Origin of the sequence: Mediterranea sp. An20 (assembly GCF_002160055.1) — a bacterium.
GTDB classification, from domain to species: Bacteria; Bacteroidota; Bacteroidia; order Bacteroidales; family Bacteroidaceae; genus Bacteroides; species Bacteroides avicola.
In genome coordinates this window covers 47525-63197 of record NZ_NFJV01000002.1, presented here as the reverse complement: position 1 = coordinate 63197, position 15673 = coordinate 47525, and the positions used below count along the sequence as shown (strand labels likewise).

The window sequence follows — 15673 nt, the reverse complement described above, 5'->3', positions numbered from 1 at the left end:
CTTACCGTACTGCGGCCCTCACCGCAAGTCTATGATTTCAGCCGTCGGATAAGCCTTACGGTCGAATGTAAAAAAGCTGTCCGGCCACGAGCGTCCCGTATGATAATCGTAGACGTTTATGACCGTGGCTTCTGTGTTCCCCGCCAACGTCAGACTGACACGCACAGGACGCATACTATCTTTATCTATGCTTATCACCAGCCGCTCTATCTGAGCTTCGGGCGAAGTGGCGACCATCTCTATTTCATAAACTCCGGCATCGGCATTCCGGTTTTGCTTCAGAAGAAAACCTTGGTCATAGAGCGACAGCCAGGCGTAAGGATTAATGCCCTGCAACTCTTCGGGTGTTGGCTCAACAATGTTCACCTCGTCGGACGAAGACAAATAAGTCCACTGAGTACGACCGTCGAACCACGTGGTCATTCCTTCCGTCCGAAGCACAAACTTCTCGCCTTTCAGGCTGATGGTACCCTCCGAATAACCCTCAGGCGAACGGACATGAAACGAAGCCTGTATGCCACCAGCCCGGCAGAAAGCATCGGCCGTACGGTCCAAGACCTCACGCGCCCCACTTTCTCCACTCTGAGCAGAAACAGCACCCGCAACAGCCATCAGGACCACACTTAGTATATATGTATAAAGCCTCATCATACCTTTCTGCTTCAGAAGTTTTTCAGATGTTCTTCCAGCATCACGATGTCCGAGAAATAGACTTCGCGTGGCTTGCTACCCTGTGCCGGTCCCACGATGTTGGCTTTTTCCAACTGGTCCATGATACGGCCGGCGCGGTTATAGCCGATAGAAAACTTGCGCTGTATGAGCGAAGTAGACCCCTGCTGGCTGGAGACAATCAGTCGGGCCGCATCCTTAAACAACGGATCCAGTCGGTCCATGTCGACATCATCCAGACCGCCACCTCCGTTTTCGTCTTCCACTTCGGGCAGGAAGAAGGCAGTGGGATAGCCCTGCTGGCGGGCGATATACTCCGTGATATTAGCCACCTCGGGCGTATCAATAAAGGCACACTGCACACGCACGGGGTCGGCCCCTTGCAAGAAGAGCATATCACCCCTGCCAATGAGTTGGTTGGCACCCGGTCGGTCGAGGATGGTACGTGAGTCGACCATAGACGACACCCGGAAAGCAATGCGTGCCGGGAAGTTTGCCTTGATGGTACCCGTAATGATGTTCGTCGTAGGACGTTGCGTAGCGATAATCATGTGAATACCCACGGCGCGAGCCAACTGGGCAATGCGGGCAATGGGCAGTTCCACGTCCTTGCCTGCCGTCATAATAAGGTCGCCGAACTCGTCGATAACCACTACGATATAAGGCATATACTTATGCCCCTTCTCCGGATTGAGCCGACGGTTAATAAACTTCTCGTTATACTCTTTGATATTGCGCACATGGGCCAACTTCAACAGGTCGTAGCGCGTATCCATCTCCACGCAAATGGAGTTGAGGGTCTGCACCACCTTGGTAACATCGGTAATGATGGGCTCTGCCTCGGTGGGCAACTTGGCCAGGAAGTGGTGTTCGATGACGGAATAAATGCTGAACTCCACCTTCTTGGGGTCTACCAACACGAACTTCAGTTCGGCCGGATGCTTCTTATACAGCAAAGAAGTAATAATGGCGTTCAGGCCGACGGACTTACCCTGTCCCGTAGCACCCGCCACAAGGATGTGAGGCATCTTGGCCAAATCTACCATGAAGACTTCATTGGTAATGGTTTTACCCAGAGCGATAGGGAGTTCGTAAGTGGACTCCTGGAATTTCTTGCTTCCGATAATGCTTTGTCCGGACACGATGCGCGGTTTCTTATTGGGCACCTCAATGCCAATGGTTCCCTTGCCAGGAATAGGCGCGATGATACGGATGCCCAGAGCGGCAAGGCTCAGGGCGATGTCGTTTTCCAGTCCCTTGATACGCGAGATGCGCACGCCCCGTTCCAGGGTGATTTCATAAAGCGTCACCGTAGGGCCTACAGTAGCCTTGATACTGTTTATCTCGATGCCGAAGCTACGCAACGTATTCACAATCTCGTCTTTATTGGCATTCTGCTCGTCCATGTTCACCACCGGCTCAGAGTCGTCGAAATGCTTCAGCAAGTCGAGCGTAGGGAAATGGTAATTCTCCAAGTCGAGACGGGGATTGTAGGGTTCTTGCAAATCGGAGGCATATTCGTCTTCTCTCGCTTCTACATCAAACGCCGGAGCAGAAGGGGCCGTGGCCGGGGCATGTGTCAGCGTTGCTTCTTCTTCCGGTTTAGGCACTTCAATATCCATCGCCACATCGTCCCCTTTGGCAAGCGAAGCAGATGACGGGACCGGATTGCCTACCTCCAGAGAGATTTCCGTTGCAGCCGTCCCTTCGGCCTTTCCATCGGCAGCAGGTTCTTCTCCTTCCACCGCCACCGGCTCATCGGTCGTTCCGTCTTTTTTCTCACGTTTCTTATCCTTCTTGACTCCCCAAGAGGTGCTGAACTCCTCCGGCACTTCGCCCATGACAGGCACCGGATTCTCCTTCCGTTTCCAACCTCTGGGCGAGCAAAGTCCGCGCAGCCAACTGATAGCCCGGCTACTGAAGTAGGCAGCTATGCAAACTGCGGTAAGCAGCAGAATCATCCACACGCCCACGTCGCCCACTTGCGAAGAAAGCCAATTGCCCACGTTATAACCGTGCAGGCCACCCAGATAGATAAACGAATCCTGATACAAATGGCGGAAGGCAAACCCGAAGAATACCGAGAACCACACCAGCAGCACCGTGCAGCCCACGAACCAGCGCCACAGGCGCACGGGACGGACCTTCATCAGCTTCAGCCCCGCCACCACGAGGAAGACGACAATGAAAACGGCAGCCACACCAAAGCAGCCGTTGATGAGATAGCTCGCCAATTGCGCGCCCCGCGAACCGGCATAGTTTCTCACGCCGTTGTGCACCGAGGCGAGCTCCTCGGCTGTAGCATTGTCTATGATGCTCTGGTCGGCTGCTCCCGTGAAGAAAAATGACGTGAAAGCCAGCAGCAGATAGCCGGAAAAGAGAATAAGCATCAACCCGACGATAAAGCGGGCTGTCTCGTTGCGATATATCGCCGCCAGCTTGCCGAAGAATGAAAGCCGCGGCGTTTTGTCTTGGTTTGTATCTTTCTTGTTCATTGAATCATCTGAATTGATAAAGACGGATGCAAAAATAAGAATAATCTGCCAAGTGACAAAATGTATTTTAGATGCTCGGAGAATCGTTTTTCCGGCACGTTCCCGCCAACCGATGGAAAAGCGGGGAAATACACCATCTACATTGCTGATAAACAACAAAATAACAAGGCATCCGATTACTGTTTATCCCCATATACTTGCCCCCACATAACTTACGGAAGGAGGAAAGGCAAATTTCCGGTTGGACAGAGGCAGAGACGCTTCCCTTTACAAGCCTGCACCAACCAACTTAGCCACATCTTCCACCCGCTTGGCGCTAACGGACATCCACCTGATTGACAAGAGGTTGCGCGCCACACCTTAGAACGTCGGTGCTTATACCTCACAAGCACAGTCCTTATACCTCGGAAATTTGCTTCCTATAGCCTACAAGGCGGCAGACAAAGCGCACCGGCTTTAGCGGCAGGACCGGACAGGGTTCGCGCCACGGCAGACTCAACCATCCCCCCGCAAAAAAGGCTTTGGCTCCTCTGCTACAAATCAGCAAAAAACTCGCGGAAATAAAAAAAGTTTCGTACTTTTGTAGCCAAATTGATGAATTATTGCGAAATGAATCTGAACGTATTAGAACTGAGCGAACAAGAAATCATCCGGCGCAACAGCCTGAATGAACTGCGGGCCATGGGCATTGAACCTTATCCCGCCGCAGAGTATGTAACCAATGCTTTCTCGAACGGCATCAAATCGGAATTTAAAGACGATGCCGAACCGCGCGAGGTGTCCATTGCGGGACGCATCATGAGCCGGCGCGTCATGGGGAAAGCCTCGTTCATCGAATTACAAGACTCGAAAGGACGCATCCAGGTGTATATCACCCGCGATGACATCTGCCCCGACGAAAACAAAGATATGTACAATGTTGTCTTCAAACGTCTGCTCGACCTGGGCGACTTTGTAGGCATCGAGGGCTTCGTGTTCCGCACGCAGACGGGCGAAATCAGCGTGCACGCCAAGAAGCTCACCGTACTTGCCAAGAGCCTGCGCCCGCTGCCCATCGTGAAGTACAAGGACGGAGTGGCCTACGACTCGTTTGAAGACCCCGAACTGCGCTACCGCCAACGCTACGTAGACCTCATCGTGAACGATGGCGTCAAGGATACTTTCCTGAAGCGTGCCAAAATCATCAGCACCATGCGTGCCGTACTCGACGAGGCAGGCTACACCGAGGTAGAAACGCCTATCCTGCAGTCTATCCCCGGCGGTGCCAGTGCACGGCCTTTCATCACTCACCACAACTCGCTGGACATCGACCTCTACCTGCGCATTGCCACCGAGCTTTACCTGAAGCGGCTTATCGTGGGAGGCTTTGAGGGTGTCTACGAGATTGGCAAGAACTTCCGCAACGAGGGCATGGACAAAAACCACAACCCGGAGTTCACCTGCATGGAGCTGTACGTACAGTACAAAGACTACAACTGGATGATGGGCTTCACCGAAAAACTGCTGGAACGCATCTGCACCGCCGTAAACGGTTGCCCGGAAACGGTTATCGACGGCAAGACCATCAGCTTCAGGGCTCCTTTCCGCCGTCTGCCCATCTTGGAGGCCATCAAGGAGAAGACAGGCTACGACCTGGAAGGAAAAACCGAAGACGAAATCCGGGCCATCTGCAAGGAACTGAACATGGAGATTGATGACACCATGGGCAAAGGCAAGCTAATCGACGAAATATTCGGCGAGTTCTGCGAAGGCACCTTCATACAGCCTACTTTCATTACCGACTATCCCGTGGAAATGTCGCCCCTCACCAAAATGCACCGCAGCAAACCCGGTCTGACCGAACGCTTCGAGCTGATGGTGAACGGCAAGGAACTGGCCAACGCCTACAGCGAACTGAACGACCCGCTGGACCAGGAGGAACGTTTCAAGGAGCAACTCCGGCTGAGCGAAAAGGGAGACGACGAGGCCATGTTCATCGACCAGGACTTCCTCAAAGCTCTGCAATACGGCATGCCGCCCACATCGGGCATCGGCATCGGTATCGACCGACTCACCATGCTGATGACGGGCAAGCCTTTCATCCAGGAAGTTCTCTTCTTCCCGCAAATGCGCCCGGAGAAGGTAACGCCCAAAGACGCGCCCGCCAAGTACACCGAACTGGGAATCCCCGCCGACTGGGTGCCCGTCATCCAGAAAGCCGGATACAACCTGGTGAGCGACATGAAGGATGTCAACCCGCAGAAACTCCACATGGACATTTGCGGCCTCAATAAGAAATACAAGCTGGAACTGACCAATCCGACCGTAGCCGACGTGCAGGCCTGGATTGAAAAGATAGAAAAATGAAACTGCCGGGAAAGATAGCCGTCATGGGTGGAGGAAGCTGGGCCACAGCCATCGCCAAAATAGCCCTCACTAAGGCCGAGACGATTGACTGGTATATGCGGCGCGACGACCGCATTGCCGACTTCAAACGTCTGGGCCATAACCCCGCCTATCTGACGAGCGTCAAGTTCGACCTGAAACGAATCAACTTCAGCTCTAACATCAACGACATCGTGAAAGATGCAGATACGCTGATATTCGTCACGCCTTCGCCTTATCTCAAGTCGCATCTGAAGAAGCTGAAGACCAAGATAAAAGACAAGTTTATCATCACGGCTATCAAAGGCATCGTGCCGGACGATAACCTGATTGTATCCGAATATTTCACGAAAGAATATAACGTGCCGCCAGAAAACATCGCTGTCATAGCAGGGCCTTGCCACGCGGAAGAGGTAGCATTGGAGCGTCTGTCTTATCTCACCATCGCCTGCCCGGACACCGCCAAGGCACAAATTGTGGCCGAACGCTTCGCCAGCTCGTACATCAAGACCTCGGTAAGCAATGATGTGGCAGGCATAGAATACGGTTCGGTACTGAAAAATGTCTATGCCATTGCTGCTGGCATCTGCAACGGACTGAAGTATGGAGATAACTTTCAGGCCGTGCTCATGTCGAATGCCGTGCAGGAAATGAGCCGATTCCTGACCACCATCCACCCGCTCGACCGTAATGTCTACGACTCGGCCTACCTGGGCGACCTGTTGGTGACGGGCTACTCCAACTTCAGTCGCAACCGCGCTTTCGGTACCATGATAGGAAAAGGCTATTCTGTGAAGAGCGCACAGATTGAAATGGAAATGATTGCAGAAGGTTATTACGGAACTAAATGCATCAAAGAAATAAACAGGCACTACCACGTGAACATGCCGATACTTGATGCTGTCTACAACATCCTCTACGAACGCATTGCGCCCACCATAGAGATTAAGTTGCTGACAGATTCATTCCGGTGAAATGTTCTTTCTTCCGGGTATTCTCACCGAAGGGGAAGGAACTATGGGATGATGGAAAGAAAGAGGAATATATAATAAGGTATAACCAAGCGGTCTCCGACTTTTCCCCGCACGGGAAGAAGGAAAGAGGTCTCTTTAAAAACATCAGAACTATGATTACTTTAAACGTTGAGAAAACCTTTGGATTCATCTCCAAGGAAAATGTGAATGCGTATGAAAAGAAAGTGCAAGAAGCACAAGAAATGCTGGAAAACGGCACCGGCGAAGGCAACGACTTCCTGGGCTGGCTCCATCTCCCCTCTTCCATCACGCAGGAACACCTGAATGACCTGAAAGCCACGGCACAAGTGCTGCGCGAGAACTGCGACGTGGTAGTCGTGGCAGGTATCGGCGGAAGCTACCTGGGGGCCCGCGCTGTCATCGAAGCGTTGTCCAACAGCTTTGCCTGGTTGCAGGAAAAGAAGGACAGCCCCGTCATCCTCTACGCCGGACACAACATCGGTGAAGACTACCTGTATGAATTGACCGAATATCTGAAAGGAAAGAAATTCGGTGTCATCAATATTTCCAAGTCGGGCACAACTACAGAAACGGCTTTGGCATTCCGCCTGTTGCGCAAACAATGCGAAGACCAGCGCGGTAAGGAAATGGCTCAAAAGGTAATCGTTGCCATCACCGATGCCAAGAAGGGGGCTGCCCGTCTGACTGCCGACAAAGAAGGTTATAAGTCGTTCATCATCCCCGACAACGTGGGCGGACGTTTCTCGGTGCTGACTCCCGTAGGTCTGCTGCCTATCGCCGTAGCCGGATATGATATTGAGAAGCTGGTGGCAGGTGCCGTAGCCATGGAGAAAGCTTGTGGCAAGGACGTTCCCTTTGCTGAAAACCCCGCTGCTCTCTATGCGGCCACACGCAACGAACTCTACAAGAACGGCAAAAAGATTGAAATCCTCGTCAACTTCAACCCGAAACTGCACTACGTCAACGAATGGTGGAAACAGCTCTACGGTGAGTCGGAAGGTAAAGACAACAAGGGTATCTTCCCCGCAGCCGTCGACTTCTCTACCGACCTGCACTCTATGGGACAGTGGATTCAGGAAGGCGAACGCACCATCTTCGAGACGGTCATCTCGGTGGAACACGCCAACCACAACCTGCTTGTGCCCTCCGACGAGGAGAATCTGGACGGCCTGAACTACCTCGCTGGCAAGCGCGTGGACGAAGTGAACAAGATGGCTGAGCTTGGTACCCAACTGGCCCACGTGGACGGTGGCGTGCCCAACCTGCGCCTCACCATCCCTGCCCTCAACGAGGAAAGCATCGGCGGTCTGCTTTACTTCTTCGAGAAGGCTTGCGGCATCAGCGGCTACATCCTGGGTGTGAATCCCTTCAACCAGCCGGGCGTGGAAGCCTACAAGAAGAACATGTTCGCTCTGCTGAACAAGCCGGGCTATGAAGAGGCCTCGAAAGCTATCCAAGCAAGACTCTAAGAAACAATTCTTACGCTTTACAACAATCAAGGCATCAGGACGGATGGAATATCTGCCCTGATGCTTCTTTACTCTCCTTAAAAACATACCGTATGCACAAAATATTTTTCTCCCTGCTTCTTCTTGCATGGCTGCTAATGGCGTGTAGCGGGAAAAAGAATGCGCCAACCAACCCGGAGGCAGCCTCCACCCCGTCCGACACTACTGCCCTTGCCCAAACGGTTGCAGATTCTCCTGCTCCTCTGCCTCCGCTGGAGACCGGCGAATTTACTTTGGACGATGAAAAGGTGTTCGGAAAAGACATTGAACTGACGGGCACGAACATCGTGGAGCCGGATACCTTCATCTTCAAGCCCACCGGACCACGCATGGTACTGAACGACAATCTGTTGATACTAAGCAGCTGGAATGCCCCGTTCTATGTATTCACCCAGCCCGGGTTCAAATATGTGAAGACCATCGGACGAATGGGCAACGGACCGGACGAATTTAACTCTCCGGTAGTCTTCCCTTCGGATGACCCGCAGTATGTATGTTACCTGACCGACCAATACCTCGGCAAAGTCTACGGCGTGGATAAGGACTTGAACATGCACTTCTTGAAACGGCTGTTCGACGACGGCGGCGTATCTACCTATCTGGACAGGGAAACCACCTGCCCCTCAGGTCGGGACACTGTGACCTATCAGTTGAAAAGCACGCTCTACCGCGCCTCTTTGTCCGACTCCACACCGGGCCACAAGATACATAGCTTGCAGATGAAAAGTTTGGGCAACATGCCTTTCATCGGAGCACTGGGTACCAACGCCGAACGCAACCGCATGGTCTTTGCCTACAAATACGCCAAGATAGTCAAATTCATGGACCTGGAAGCCCGGCAGGTGCGCATCCTCAACTTCCAGAAGTCGGGGTTCGACGAAGGCACGATGCACAAAGTGGACGGACTGGATGCCAACATGACCCATTACATGCAGGTGTTGCCTACCCGCGACTATGTGTTCCTGACCTACTCCGGACAGGTGCCCTACGATGTAGGCAAGGATAAGAAATACTTCATGTGGGTGGAGCAATACGACTGGAACGGGAATCCTATACGCCGCTTCAAAATAAAAGACTTCAGCATCAACGCCATCGTATCGCGCGACGCCTCGCGCCTGATACTGACGGCTTATTACTACGACGACCCGTTCGTTGTGTATGATTTGCCGGAATAACAGTTGCTCAGGCAGGACCCGGTATCCGGAATGCAACGGATTACCCGCTTTGTCGGTCCATTTACCCTCGTTTACAGCCACGGCAATTCTGAAAGCCGAAGCAGGCGGTCTCTTGCGTTATATCTAAGCAGGAAATTGCCTATATATAAGAAGCCGGGAGCAAAGGGCTCCGAAGCACGCTTCTTATACGGATGAAGCAAAGAGGGAAAAACACAAAAGCAGCCCCCAAGGCGAACTGCCTATGCCACAAGAGCGAATCTGCCCTTATCGGAAACGGACACTTCGGCAAGAAGGGGTCCGTTTCGCATTTTTTTCATAATTTTGCGCCCAAAACGATACGAGTTTATGTATAAAGAAGCTATCAACCGTTACCTCATCCGTTCCGGTCACCAGTGCATCCGCCTCAAGGCCGTCCTCTTCGACATGGATGGTATACTGTTCGACTCCATGCCTTATCATGCCGATGCCTGGGCGCAAGTGATGAAACGACACGGCCTGGACTTAACCCGCGAAGAAGCCTTCCTGCACGAAGGACGCACGGGCAAGGCCACCGTCAACCTGGTATACCAGCGACAATACGGCAAAGACGCCCCCGAGGAATTGATTCAGGAGATTTACAGGGAGAAGTGTGACGTATTCAACCGCTACCCCGAGCCCAGCGCCATGCCCGGAGCCGGAGAATTGCTGGACAAGGTGAAAGCCGCCGGACTTATCCCCGTATTGGTGACCGGCTCGGGCCAGCACACGCTGCTCGACCGCCTCGACCGCCAATATCCCGGCATCTTCGCACCCGGACATACGGTGACTGCATTCGACGTGAAACACGGCAAACCCGACCCTGAACCCTACCTGATGGGCTTGCAGAAGGCAGGCGTCCGCGCCAATGAAGCTTTCGTAGTGGAAAACGCACCCATCGGCGTACAGGCCGGACACGCGGCAGGTATCTTCACCATAGCTGCCAACACGGGTCCGCTGGACGGACAAACGCTGCTCAACGCCGGAGCCGACCTGCTGTTCCCGTCCATGCAGGCTTTATGCGACGCGTGGGAGGATATTGTGCGGGAAACAGATACCGCCGGGGTTTAGTGAAGCGGACCAGGGAGTTGCAGGGTACCGATAATCTGTCCTTCCCGTCAGACTTCCTCACCTTCTGTAATTCGGGTATTTGATGTACCATAGAAAAGGCATACCTTTGCACTCATTATGGGAAAAGGAAAAGAAAACAGACTTCTCTTGCTCATCCGCAACGGCCAGCAGATGACGCTGCGCCAACAGATGTGGCTCACCGTGCAACTCAGTATACCGAGCATCGTGGCACAGGTGTCTGCCATCGCCATGCAATACATCGACGCAGCCATGGTAGGCCGCCTTGGTGCAGACGCAGCTGCCAGCATCGGGTTGGTCAGCACCACCACGTGGCTGTTCTGGGGCATGTGCTCGGCGGCGGCCACCGGTTTCTCGGTGCAGGTGGCCCACCACGTAGGTGGCGGACGGTTGGCCGAAGCACGCTCGGTGCTGCGCCAGGCGCTCGTAGCCGTCGTCCTGTTCAGTTCCCTGCTGGCCCTGGCAGGAGCCGCCATCAGCGGGAGCCTGCCCGTCTGGTTAGGGGGCACGGAAGAAATCAACTCCCACTCGTCTGCCTATTTCCTGATATTCGCCCTCTCCCTTCCCCTGCTCCAACTCAACTTCCTGGCAGGCAGCATGCTCCGCTGTAGCGGCAACATGAAGGTGCCAGGGCTGCTCAACGTGCTGATGTGTCTGCTGGATGTCATATTCAACTTCTTCCTTATCTTTCCTACACGCCAGATGGAGATTTTGGGTTTCCCGTTGCAGATGCCCGGCGCAGGATTGGGCGTCACCGGCGCTGCACTGGGAACCGCTGCTGCCGAAGCCGTGGTAGCTGCCCTGATGCTGTGGTACCTCGTCACCCGCTCTACCGACCTGAAACTGACTGGCGAACGGGGCAGCTTCCGTCCCACGTGGGACATTGCCCGCAAGGCCCTGCACATCAGTCTGCCTATGGGCGTGGAACACATCGTCATCTGCGGCGCACAAATCATGACCACCGTCATTGTGGCACCGCTGGGAGTATTTGCCATCGCTGCCAACTCATTCGGCATCACTGCCGAGAGCCTGTGTTACATGCCCGGCTATGGCATTGCCGATGCCGCCACCACCCTGGTAGGCCAAAGCCTCGGTGCCGGGCGCAAAGACCTGACACGCCGTTTTGCACGCATCACCGTGGGCATGGGCATGGCTGTGATGGGCGTGATGGGCGTCATACTCTACGTGGGGGCACCGCTCATCATGGGCAGCATGACACCCGATGCCGAGGTGCAGCGCTTAGGAGTGGAGGCCTTGCGCATCGAAGCCTTTGCCGAGCCGATGTTCGCCGCCGCCATCGTGGCCTACGGCGTGTTTGTGGGCGCAGGTAACACATTGGTGCCTTGTCTGATGAACTTCTTCAGCATCTGGGCTGTACGACTGACGCTGGCTGCCGCCCTGGCTCCTTCGATGGGACTGAACGGCGTATGGCTGGCTATGTGCATCGAGCTTTGCTTCCGCGGCCTCATCTTCCTGTTAAGATTAGAGAAAGGGAACTGGATGAAAATAAAATAATTAACCATTAACTACTACAAGAATGTATAACTTCGATGAACTTATCACACGGCGGGGCACGAACTCCCTCAAGTGGGATTCGGCCGGACATGCCGATGTGCTGCCAATGTGGGTGGCCGACATGGACTTCCGCACCGCACCTGTCCTTATCGAAGCCCTGCGCCGACGGGTGGAGCACGGCATCTTTGGCTACACACAGGTGCCACCGACATATTACGAAGCCGTAGCCGCCTGGTTTGCCCGCCGACACGGATGGAACCTACAGCCGGAATGGATAATGTACACCTCTGGCGTAGTGCCTGCCCTCTCGGCCATCATCAAAGCTCTGACTGTGCCGGGTGACAAGGTCATAGCCCAGACACCGGTCTACAACTGCTTCTTTTCCTCCATCCGCAACAACGGATGCGAACTGCTGGCCAATCCGCTGCGACGCGAGAACGACACATATCGCATGGACTTCGACGACCTGGAGCGCAAAGCTGCCGACCCGCGTGCCAAACTGCTCCTGCTTTGCAACCCGCACAACCCTGCCGGACGTGTCTGGACACGCGAGGAACTGACACGCCTGAACGACATCTGCCTGCGTCACGGAGTAAGAGTGGTAGCCGACGAGATACACTGCGAACTGGTCTTCTCCGGCCATACCTATACGCCCTTTGCCTCTGTGTCCACCGAATGCCTGAACAACTCCATCACCTGCGTATCGCCCAGCAAGGCTTTCAACATCGCAGGTCTGCAGATAGCCAGCATCATCTCATCCGATGCCGACATCCGCGCACGCATCGAACGGGCCATCAATATCAACGAGGTGTGCGATGTCAATCCCTTCGGTGTCATCGCGACCGAGGCTGCTTATTCCGCTGAAGGCGAAGAATGGCTGCTCCAACTAATCGCCTACCTGGAGGAAAACGACCGTGCCTTCCACGCCTTCTGTGCCGAACACCTGCCCCAATTCCCCCTCACCCGACTGGAAGGGACCTACCTGGAGTGGATGGACTGCACAGCCCTGCACCTGTCTTCGGAAAAGATGGAACACGTTCTCCTGGAGAAAGCACAACTCTGGCTCAATGCCGGTACCATGTATGGCTCCGAAGGCGAAGGTTACATGCGATGGAACATTGCCTGCCCGCGCAGCCGGATGCTGGAAGGACTGGAGCGGTTTGCGGAGTTCTTGCAGAAATAGAACAACAAAGTCGGATAGGCACAGCACAAGGATTCTCTCTGTGCCTTCCCGACTGACCTTCTTCTTATCAATCACTTAACCTGAATACACATGCGAAAACAAACAGAACAGCACTGCCAAGTCAACCGGACCCAAAGAATAGCCGCTGCCTGCATAGGACTATTGGCATTTATCAGCGGGACTTGGGCACAAACCATCTATGTATCCCTGCAAGGAAAAGACCAGTGGCCGGGCACTCAGGAACAACCCGTAGCCACCCTCAAGAAAGCGCAGGAACTCGCCCGTACTTACCGTCCCGATACGAACGTAGAAGTCATTATCGGTGACGGCACCTATTACCTGCCGGAAACCTTCTGCTTTACAGCACAAGACAGCAAGACATATCCTGCCACGGTAACCTACCGCGCCCAACATCCCGGTAAAGCAATCCTCAGCGGCGGGCTGAAACTGAGCCTGTCATGGCGCCAACGCGGCAAAGGCATTTGGGCAGCCACATTGCCGGACACTTTTGAGATAGACCAACTTTACATCAATGGACAAAGGCAACGTATGGCACGCTTCCCCAACGCAGCACTGGGAGAAGGAAAGAATGTGTTCGACACCTGGACGTTAGAACACAATGCCGTATATGATGCCGCCCAAGCCCCTTTAACCCCGCAGCGGATAACCCGCTGGAAGCATCCGGAAGGAGGCATTGTACATGCCATGCACACCGCTCTCTGGGGCGATATGCACTGGCTCATCACAGGAAAAGCCGGTAAAAACTCTCTGCTGTTGGAAGGAGGTTGGCAAAACAACCGCCCCTCACCCATGCATCCGGTATATCGCATGGTAGAGAATATCCAAGAAGAACTGGACGCACCCGGAGAATGGTTCTACAACCCGGAAGAAAAAGAACTATGCTTCATACCCGGACCGGGAACTGACATGAAAGCAGCCACCACGGAAATAGTCAGACTCAAACATCTGATAGAATTCAACGGCACGCAAGAGGCACCGGTAACGGGTGTCAACCTGGACGGACTGGTGTTCAGGCACAGCAGCCGTACTTTCATGGAAAACAAGGAACCGCTGTTACGCTCGGATTGGACCGTTTACCGCGGAGGAGCTATCGTCTACAACGGAGCAGAAGACTGCCAGGTGACCCGTTGTGAGTTCGACCAGGTAGGCGGCAATACCATTTTCATCAACAACTACAACCGTCGAATCACCATCCGGGAGTGCTACATTCATGACAGTGGTGCCAACGGCATCGCTTTCGTAGGAGACCCGCAGATGGTACGAAGCCCTCTGTTCCGCTACGGGAACCAAGACTATGCCCACATGGACACACTGCCCGGCCCCAAAGGACAGAATTACCCCATGGAATGCCTCGTAGAAGACTGCCTGATTACCCGAACAGGACGGGATGAGAAACAGACCGCTCCCATACAAATCTCTATGTCGAAAAGAATAACCGTCCGCCATTGCTCTATCTACGATGTGCCGCGTGCAGGCATCAACATCAGCGAAGGTACTTTCGGAGGACACCTTATTGAATATTGCGACATCTTCAACACGGTGCTTGAAACCGGAGACCACGGTAGCTTCAACTCCTGGGGAAGAGACCGCTACTGGACACCGGACGTGCGTACCTTTGCCCGATTGGTGGACCGGAATCCGGAAATGACGTGGTGGGATATGACCGAACCCAACATCATCCGACACAACCGCTGGCGCTGCGACCACGGTTGGGATATTGATTTGGATGACGGCTCCAGCCACTACCGAATCTACAACAACCTGCTCCTGAACGGTGGACTGAAAATGCGCGAAGGCTATGACCGCATCGTAACCAACAACATTATTGTGAACAATAGCCTGCACCCGCATGTCTGGCCGCATGACAACGGCGACGTATTCATGCACAACATCGTCTTTACAGCCTATCAGCCTGCCGCCATGCAAAGCGACCTAAAGGCCAACGACAAGTGGGGCAAAGAATTAGACCGCAACTTCTTTGTAGGTGGAAAGCAGGACATGGAGCAGTTTCATGCAAACGGAGCAGACCCGCATTCGCGTTACGGCGACCCTCTTTTCCTAAATACTGCCCAAGGAGACTATCGGGTCAGCCAGGATTCACCAGCCAAGGCTATCGGGTTTCAGAATTTCTCCATGAATGAGTTCGGCGTACGCAGTGCCTGGCTCAAGCAGATGGCCCGGAAACCTATCTTGCCGATACCACGCATAAAGCAGACCACCCCGGACACCGCTCCGCAAAAATGGATGGGAGCTACCATCACCGAAGTCAAAGGCTATGGCTTGTCGGCTTTTGGCGTGGGGTTTGACCAAGCAGGAATCGCTTTCGGCGAAATGGAGGAAGAATCAACTGCCGCTTCTTCGGGACTGAAAAGCGGAGACCTGTTGCAAAGCATCAACGGAGTACGCATCACAGGATTTGCCGACCTGCACAAGTATCTGAAGCAATCTGCCGGACAGCAACAGGAGATGAAACTGACAGTTATCCGCGAACAGAAGGAGAAGGTCATCCGCATACCGGCCCATAAACCGGTTGAAAAGGAGGCTGAATAAAAAACGGATGCCTGCCCCCAAGAGCACACATCGGCAATAAGAAAAAAAAATCGGGAAATAATTGAATCTTCCAGTTTCTTTCCAAATTCGCCCT

The 15673-nt window shown here is 53.8% G+C and carries 10 protein-coding genes; 8 read left to right on the top strand and 2 right to left on the bottom strand.

The window, feature by feature from the left end; translation table 11 throughout:
• Positions 1-18: 18 nt before the first annotated feature.
• Positions 19-651 carry a LolA-like putative outer membrane lipoprotein chaperone gene (locus B5F34_RS01630; RefSeq protein WP_239448745.1) on the bottom strand — a complete coding sequence of 211 codons (633 nt, stop codon included), beginning with the start codon at positions 649-651 and terminating at the stop codon, positions 19-21.
• An 11-nt stretch (positions 652-662) separates the two neighbouring features.
• Positions 663-3164 (bottom strand): DNA translocase FtsK, encoded by a 2502-nt coding sequence (locus B5F34_RS01625; RefSeq protein ID WP_087334672.1) that lies wholly within the window; start codon positions 3162-3164, stop codon positions 663-665.
• Positions 3165-3779: 615 nt separating this feature from the next.
• Between B5F34_RS01625 and lysS the strand changes: the two genes are divergently transcribed.
• From lysS to B5F34_RS01585, 8 genes are all read left to right on the top strand, one after another.
• Positions 3780-5510 (top strand): lysine--tRNA ligase, encoded by a 1731-nt coding sequence (gene lysS / locus B5F34_RS01620; RefSeq protein WP_087334670.1) that lies wholly within the window; start codon positions 3780-3782, stop codon positions 5508-5510.
• The gene (locus B5F34_RS01615) at positions 5507-6502 is read left to right on the top strand and encodes an NAD(P)H-dependent glycerol-3-phosphate dehydrogenase (RefSeq protein WP_087334384.1); all 996 of its coding nucleotides are present in this window, start codon (positions 5507-5509) and stop codon (positions 6500-6502) included. Before lysS ends, B5F34_RS01615 begins: the two co-directional genes overlap by 4 nt.
• Positions 6503-6654: 152 nt before the next feature.
• Positions 6655-7992, top strand: coding sequence for a glucose-6-phosphate isomerase (locus B5F34_RS01610; RefSeq protein ID WP_087334382.1), 1338 nt, complete (start codon positions 6655-6657; stop codon positions 7990-7992).
• Positions 7993-8084: 92 nt separating this feature from the next.
• The gene (locus B5F34_RS01605) at positions 8085-9206 is read left to right on the top strand and encodes a 6-bladed beta-propeller (RefSeq protein WP_087334380.1); all 1122 of its coding nucleotides are present in this window, start codon (positions 8085-8087) and stop codon (positions 9204-9206) included.
• Between the two features lie 345 nt (positions 9207-9551).
• On the top strand, positions 9552-10292 hold the full coding sequence (locus B5F34_RS01600; protein ID WP_087334378.1) for an HAD-IA family hydrolase: 741 nt from the start codon (positions 9552-9554) through the stop codon (positions 10290-10292).
• A 117-nt stretch (positions 10293-10409) separates the two neighbouring features.
• Complete coding sequence (locus B5F34_RS01595; RefSeq protein ID WP_087334377.1) at positions 10410-11825, top strand: MATE family efflux transporter; 1416 nt, start codon at positions 10410-10412, stop codon at positions 11823-11825.
• Between the two features lie 22 nt (positions 11826-11847).
• Entirely contained in the window at positions 11848-13008 is a 1161-nt protein-coding gene (locus B5F34_RS01590; RefSeq protein ID WP_087334376.1) for a MalY/PatB family protein, read from the top strand.
• 90 nt (positions 13009-13098) lie between these two features.
• Positions 13099-15579 (top strand): right-handed parallel beta-helix repeat-containing protein, encoded by a 2481-nt coding sequence (locus B5F34_RS01585; protein ID WP_087334374.1) that lies wholly within the window; start codon positions 13099-13101, stop codon positions 15577-15579.
• The last annotated feature ends 94 nt before the right edge of the window (positions 15580-15673 follow it).